6 protein-coding genes are annotated in these 5,307 nt (G+C 38.7%); 2 read left to right on the forward strand and 4 right to left on the reverse strand.

What is annotated here, in order from left to right:
• Positions 1–146: 146 nt before the first annotated feature.
• Complete coding sequence (locus tag LRP84_RS22070) at positions 147–347, reverse strand: DUF1657 domain-containing protein (protein ID WP_098310229.1); 201 nt, start codon at positions 345–347, stop codon at positions 147–149.
• 285 nt (positions 348–632) lie between these two features.
• Here LRP84_RS22070 and LRP84_RS22075 point away from each other — a divergent pair, with 285 nt between their 5' ends.
• Positions 633–890: a hypothetical protein gene (locus tag LRP84_RS22075; RefSeq protein WP_230577043.1), complete on the forward strand. Its 258-nt coding sequence runs from the start codon at positions 633–635 to the stop codon at positions 888–890.
• Positions 891–1,416: 526 nt separating this feature from the next.
• Here LRP84_RS22075 and LRP84_RS22080 read toward each other — a convergent pair.
• The 3 genes from LRP84_RS22080 to LRP84_RS22090 form a co-directional block, all read right to left on the reverse strand.
• Positions 1,417–1,857 carry a DUF2269 family protein gene (locus LRP84_RS22080; protein WP_230577047.1) on the reverse strand — a complete coding sequence of 147 codons (441 nt, stop codon included), beginning with the start codon at positions 1,855–1,857 and terminating at the stop codon, positions 1,417–1,419.
• Between the two features lie 18 nt (positions 1,858–1,875).
• Complete coding sequence (locus LRP84_RS22085; RefSeq protein ID WP_230577044.1) at positions 1,876–2,226, reverse strand: ASCH domain-containing protein; 351 nt, start codon at positions 2,224–2,226, stop codon at positions 1,876–1,878.
• 249 nt (positions 2,227–2,475) lie between these two features.
• Entirely contained in the window at positions 2,476–3,162 is a 687-nt protein-coding gene (locus tag LRP84_RS22090; protein ID WP_230577045.1) for an IS6 family transposase, read from the reverse strand.
• Positions 3,163–3,538: 376 nt separating this feature from the next.
• Between LRP84_RS22090 and LRP84_RS22095 the strand changes: the two genes are divergently transcribed.
• On the forward strand, positions 3,539–5,209 hold the full coding sequence (locus tag LRP84_RS22095; protein ID WP_230577046.1) for a ribonuclease J: 1,671 nt from the start codon (positions 3,539–3,541) through the stop codon (positions 5,207–5,209).
• Positions 5,210–5,307 lie beyond the last annotated feature (98 nt).

Raw genomic sequence — 5,307 nt, forward strand, 5'->3', positions numbered from 1 at the left:
TACTTGACGGGGATAAGTCCAACCAGTCTGTCCAAAATCAGAAAGAATTCATCCATCAATTGTTTGGACTTGCAGCATAAGATACGATTCCGTTAGGAAAATATGCGCTTTATTCTCTTTTATTTTATTTTTGCACCAGAACCTTATTACTTGTACTGAGGCTCTTCTTGTTCAATTTGCTGAAGACGAGGATTTAAAGATTCAATAATTTCTTGAGTTTGTTGTGCTGCACCTTTATATAATTGTTTTGCTTGCTGGTTATCAGTATCAAGAACAAATCCTTCTAGGCATGCTTGAACACTCTTTAATCCAGCGATAGTTTGCTTAAGTTTAGTGCTTACTGTCATGTAGTAGTTCCTCCTTGTAAATGTACTTCAAAATATAGAATGCCTATTTTATTATCATAGTACGATTTCCAATTTTAGGGTTATGTGAATGAGAAATTTTACAGTTAATGGGGTAGCACCACATCGCCATCAAGTTAAGAAATTCATTGTTCCCCAAAACGAAAAAAATGAACTGAATTCTCATTGACAACTGTGGTGAGATAAATTTTTTTGTTTTGGGGGTACTTCAAAATATTAGCTTGATGGACATGGGTCTGTACCCCTTTAAGAAAAAATGGAGTAGTTGTGGAGAAAGAGGAGTTTCGGGCTATTCTGTTTGCCGTAAATGGAATGACTATCTATATGCAAACAAAGTTAGAAGCGATTAGAAAGGCAAGTAAATATTGTAATGTAACGCAAAAGTCAATTAAAGAACATATTGATAAAATGGGAGTAGTAAGTGAGAGAGCTTTAAAAACAAAAAGTAGTTACGGTAAAACAATGGCCAGGGCTGAAGCGATTTCTATTAATCAGCTAGAAAAGAGATTAGCAAGAGAGAATTGAAAACTCTAAATGAAAAAACGGGGCGGTTACGTGCGCTCCGTTTTTTCATTTATAAAGACATTTGATTACTTTTTATATTCGTTCATCAATCCAAAATCAAATGCAATCCGGTTGAAAATAGTAGTAAGTGTTGATATTTAAGCGTTTTTTCACTTCTTTATTGAAATCTAATTGATGTTGTCGAGTATTTAAGCCGGAGTGTTTCCAGCGGTATAAATGTTCTAAAAATTCATCTAATGTATGCTCTTTTATGGTGTGTTGGAGATTTTTTTTGTTCATTACTTTTAGGGGGCTTACCGCATGCCCATCAACCTAACAAAAATAAACTACCTCAAAATGATAAAACTGAGCAACTCAGGCAAAAACCTTGCTTTGGGGTAATAGGCCCAGATCGTAAAAGACTATTCCATCACCTCTTCAAAGCGTAACTACAATAAGGACAAGCCAGTTTTGGCTTGTCCTTGTTCCATGCCGCCCGGCGAATTCAAACGGCAATCACACAAAGCCGCTATTCGCCCTAGATCTATCACCCCTGCCACAACGCAGGCTTTGTCACCATGAACCATAACATCGCCATTAAAAGAACAATGTAAATCCAAACAGAACGCCGCAACAATTGAATCAAGGCGTCCTTGTCTTGGCCCGTTTCGCTGAATTTCCGAATGGTCGGCGAAAAGGCGCGGGCCAGGAAAAATAATGAACTCGCCATGAGAATAAGGGTCATCACTATCCAAGGGGTCTTCCAAGTCCAAGGGCCCGCCAGTACAAGCAGAACCCCAGATGCAACCAGCACATGCCCGGCATGCTTGGCCAGCCTGACCGAAAATCGGAATACATCCAGATAAGCCTGCTGTGTTCGGGCCTCTGAAGCCCGCAGTTTTTTGATGAGCGGAAGCAATACAAAAAACGGGCCGATGGATAAGATTACACTGAAAATATGTACATACAGAAGCAGTCGATACAACATGTCCATCTTTATATCACATTAACCTTCGATGGGACGGAACTCATGAACCCAAACTCTCATATTTGGCAGCCACGGCATGCCAGGGTGAAGAGACAGGATAGATTGCTTATATTCCTCCACATTCGCATAGCCTTCTTGACGGGCATGCTCATCAGTCAATTCGCCAAGTGACTGCGAATAGACCTTCTCCACAACATACCGGTGACCTTGAAGCTCCATCACTTCCCCGACATCCGCATATCTCCCGTTGCGGCGAGTAGCCGTTTTCTGTCCTGCAAGCACTTTTTCAATGTCCTCCTGAATCGTGATGAGACGTTCAATCGTACATGTTTTTGGCGGTAAAGCGTTCGTTTCATTTTGGTTTTCCATCTGGGTCACTCTCCTTTTTTCATTTAAGCATAAGCCCACTTTATCATATAAAAAAATTATTCTATATAGCAAGTTTCTACTTAATAGGGATAACAAACTTTCATACAATGTTTATACGATAAACACCAATAATGGGAAAAAGCAGCGCTTGGTTTTGGTGCAAAAACCTCAAGATAATTGCAATTAATCTCTGGGTTCTGTTGCAAAGTTTTTTAACAGATAGAAAGTTAGGGTGAGTACAGCTGAATCTTATGCAATTGTGAGTAATTGCTGTAATTCATTGTACGTTGAAAAAACGAAGTTTGGCTGCAAACTTCGTTTTCGTTTATATATAGCATGAATCGTTTCGATTCTTTTCAAGGTGCGCGAAGCATGGCGAAGACTTTGAAATCCTGCAGATTTGGCAAAGCGGCGTTTTACATGTCTATGGTCCTGTTCTATGAGATTATTCAAATGCTTGATTGTACAATGAGTTGTATGTTTATAAAAGCCTTGTTCCTTTAATTTTTTGAATGCACAAAGTAATGCCGGTGCTTTGTCTGTTGTTAGAACCGTTGGTTCTCCAAACGTTTTCACTAACCTTTTCATAAAGGCATATGCAGCCTGATGATCCCGTTTTTTACGAAGTTGAATATCCAATGTGTACCCTTCTTTATCAATTGCACGATACAGGTAACGCCATTCTCCTTTGACTTTTATATAGGTCTCATCCAATTTCCAAGATAGTTGTACTCTTTTATTTTTCTTCTTCCAAATTTGATAGATCAGGTGGCCATATTCATGAACCCAGCGCATAATAGTTGTTGGATGAACTGAAACACCACGTTCTTTCAAAATTTCAGAGACATCACGATAGCTTAAAGAAAAACGACAATAGTAGCCAACGGCTACCAAAATAATATCTTGTTTAAATTGCTTTCCTTTAAAATATCCCATTTATTATTCTCCTCACTCTGTTTTGCAAAAGTTTAGCCTAGTTTTAAAAACTTTGCAACAGAACCTTAATTGCTCTGTCTCTTTCGCATCACTTCTGCATAACGATCTTCCATTATCGGGCGTATTTCTTATAAAAGAATTGCGTCTTTATTAAGAATCGAAAACCATGAGTGATTTCAATAGCAGCTGTCTCCACGGGAGGAAAGACCTCGATAACGATGTGAGAAACTAAGACATCAATGTTATAGTCAGTATTTTTAGGAAAAAAACAAGTCTAGAGTTCCCTTTTTTATAGGAAGCTCGAGCATTCGACCCACTGATAAAGGGAAACCCAAAGGGCATACTAAGATTATATTTAAAATGGGAGGATATAAATTTGAGTACAATAGAGAATGCATTATCTATCTTCGCCTTAGGCGGCTTGAATGAAATCGGGAAAAATATGTATGCAATCGAATATTCAAACGATATCGTGATTATCGACTGTGGCAATAAGTTTCCAGATGAAAGTTTATTAGGAATTGATTTGATTATCCCTGATATAGCTTACTTAGTAGAAAATAAAGATAAAGTCAGGGCTTTAATTGTCACACATGGACATGAAGATCATATCGGGGGGATCCCGTTCTTCTTAAAAAAATTGAATGTACCCGTTTATGCCACACGCTTCACACTAGGATTAATTGAAATCAAATTAAAAGAACATAAACTTCTAAGAGAAAGCGAACTTGTTGAAATCAATTCAAACTCAAACTTGACAATCGGAGAAATGAGTGTAAGCTTTTTCAAAGTGACCCATAGTATTCCTGATTGCTTGGGAATGGTCTTTCACACACCTGAGGGTAATATTGTACATACGGGGGACTTCAAGTTCGATTTAACCCCTGCGAATAATGAGAATTCGGATATTCATAAAATGGCTGAAATCGGCAAAGAAGGGGTCTTGCTTCTATTGTCTGAGAGTACCAATGCAGAACGTCCTGGTTTGACCCCATCGGAACAAATGGTAGGTGAACATGTGGAAGCAACTTTCATGAAAGCCGAACGCAAAGTTATTCTTTCTACCTTTGCTTCAAATATTAGTCGCGTTCAGCAGGTCGTGAATGCAGCGCAAAAAACAAATCGAAAACTTGCGTTGCTTGGACGAAGTATGGTTAAGGTCGTAGCGGTTGCTATGGAACGTGGTTATTTAACAGTTCCAGATGGAATGTTAATTGACCCACATGAAATCAATGAAATGGCTCCTGAAAGGGTGGCTATTTTATGCACGGGGAGTCAAGGAGAACCATTGGCTGCTCTTGCTCGCCTGTCCACTGGAAACTTTCGCGGTGTCGACATTTTACCTGAAGATACGGTTATCTTTGCAGCAGGTCCAATACCCGGGAATGAACGAAATGTCACGAGTATCGTAGACAACTTATTTGCACTTGGAGCCAAAGTGATTTATGGATCAGGAAGTACATCCGGAATGCATGTTTCTGGCCATGGTTATCAAGAAGATTTAAAACTAATGCTTACATTAATGAAACCAAAATATTTTATTCCCATTCACGGTGAATTTAGAATGCTACACCATCACCGTTTGTTAGGTGAATCCGTTGGAGTAGAGCAAGGAAACACGTTTATCATCAATAATGGCGATGTCGTCGATATTGAACATACCATTGCCCGTCAGACCCGGAAAATACCAGTTGGGAATACCTACGTAGACGGGGGGGATGTCGATAATATTGGGGAATTTGTGTTACGAGACCGCAAACAACTTTCAGAGGATGGGATGCTCATGATTGTTTTAACTATGAGCAAAGCGGAAGGAAAACTGATTTCTGAACCCGATACCATTTCTCGTGGATTTGTGGATAGAGATTTCTCGGAACTCCGAAGAGACGTTAATCGACTTACTACAAAAACTGTTAACGAGCTACAAGAAGCAAATAGAAACCAATGGAATGTAATGAAAAAACAAATAAAAAAATCAATACGACAATATGTATATACACATACTAAGAAAAAGCCAATGATTGTTCCTATACTTATTGAAATTTAATAGGGGGGAAGTTTTTAAAAAAATGAATTAATTGATCTTCAACAATTGGGCGCAATTCTTGTCCTGTTATAAAAATGTTTTAGACCGAACATCGTTGG

The organism is Bacillus rhizoplanae, assembly GCF_917563915.1.
GTDB classification, from domain to species: Bacteria; Bacillota; Bacilli; order Bacillales; family Bacillaceae_G; genus Bacillus_A; species Bacillus_A rhizoplanae.

Coding starts and splice junctions, on each gene's coding strand:
- LRP84_RS22070 (WP_098310229.1), bottom strand. CDS start 347: ATGACAGTAAGCACTAAACTTAAGCAAACTATCGCTGGATTAAAGAGT.
- LRP84_RS22090 (WP_230577045.1), bottom strand. CDS start 3,162: ATGGGATATTTTAAAGGAAAGCAATTTAAACAAGATATTATTTTGGTA.
- LRP84_RS22085 (WP_230577044.1), bottom strand. CDS start 2,226: ATGGAAAACCAAAATGAAACGAACGCTTTACCGCCAAAAACATGTACG.
- LRP84_RS22080 (WP_230577047.1), bottom strand. CDS start 1,857: ATGTTGTATCGACTGCTTCTGTATGTACATATTTTCAGTGTAATCTTA.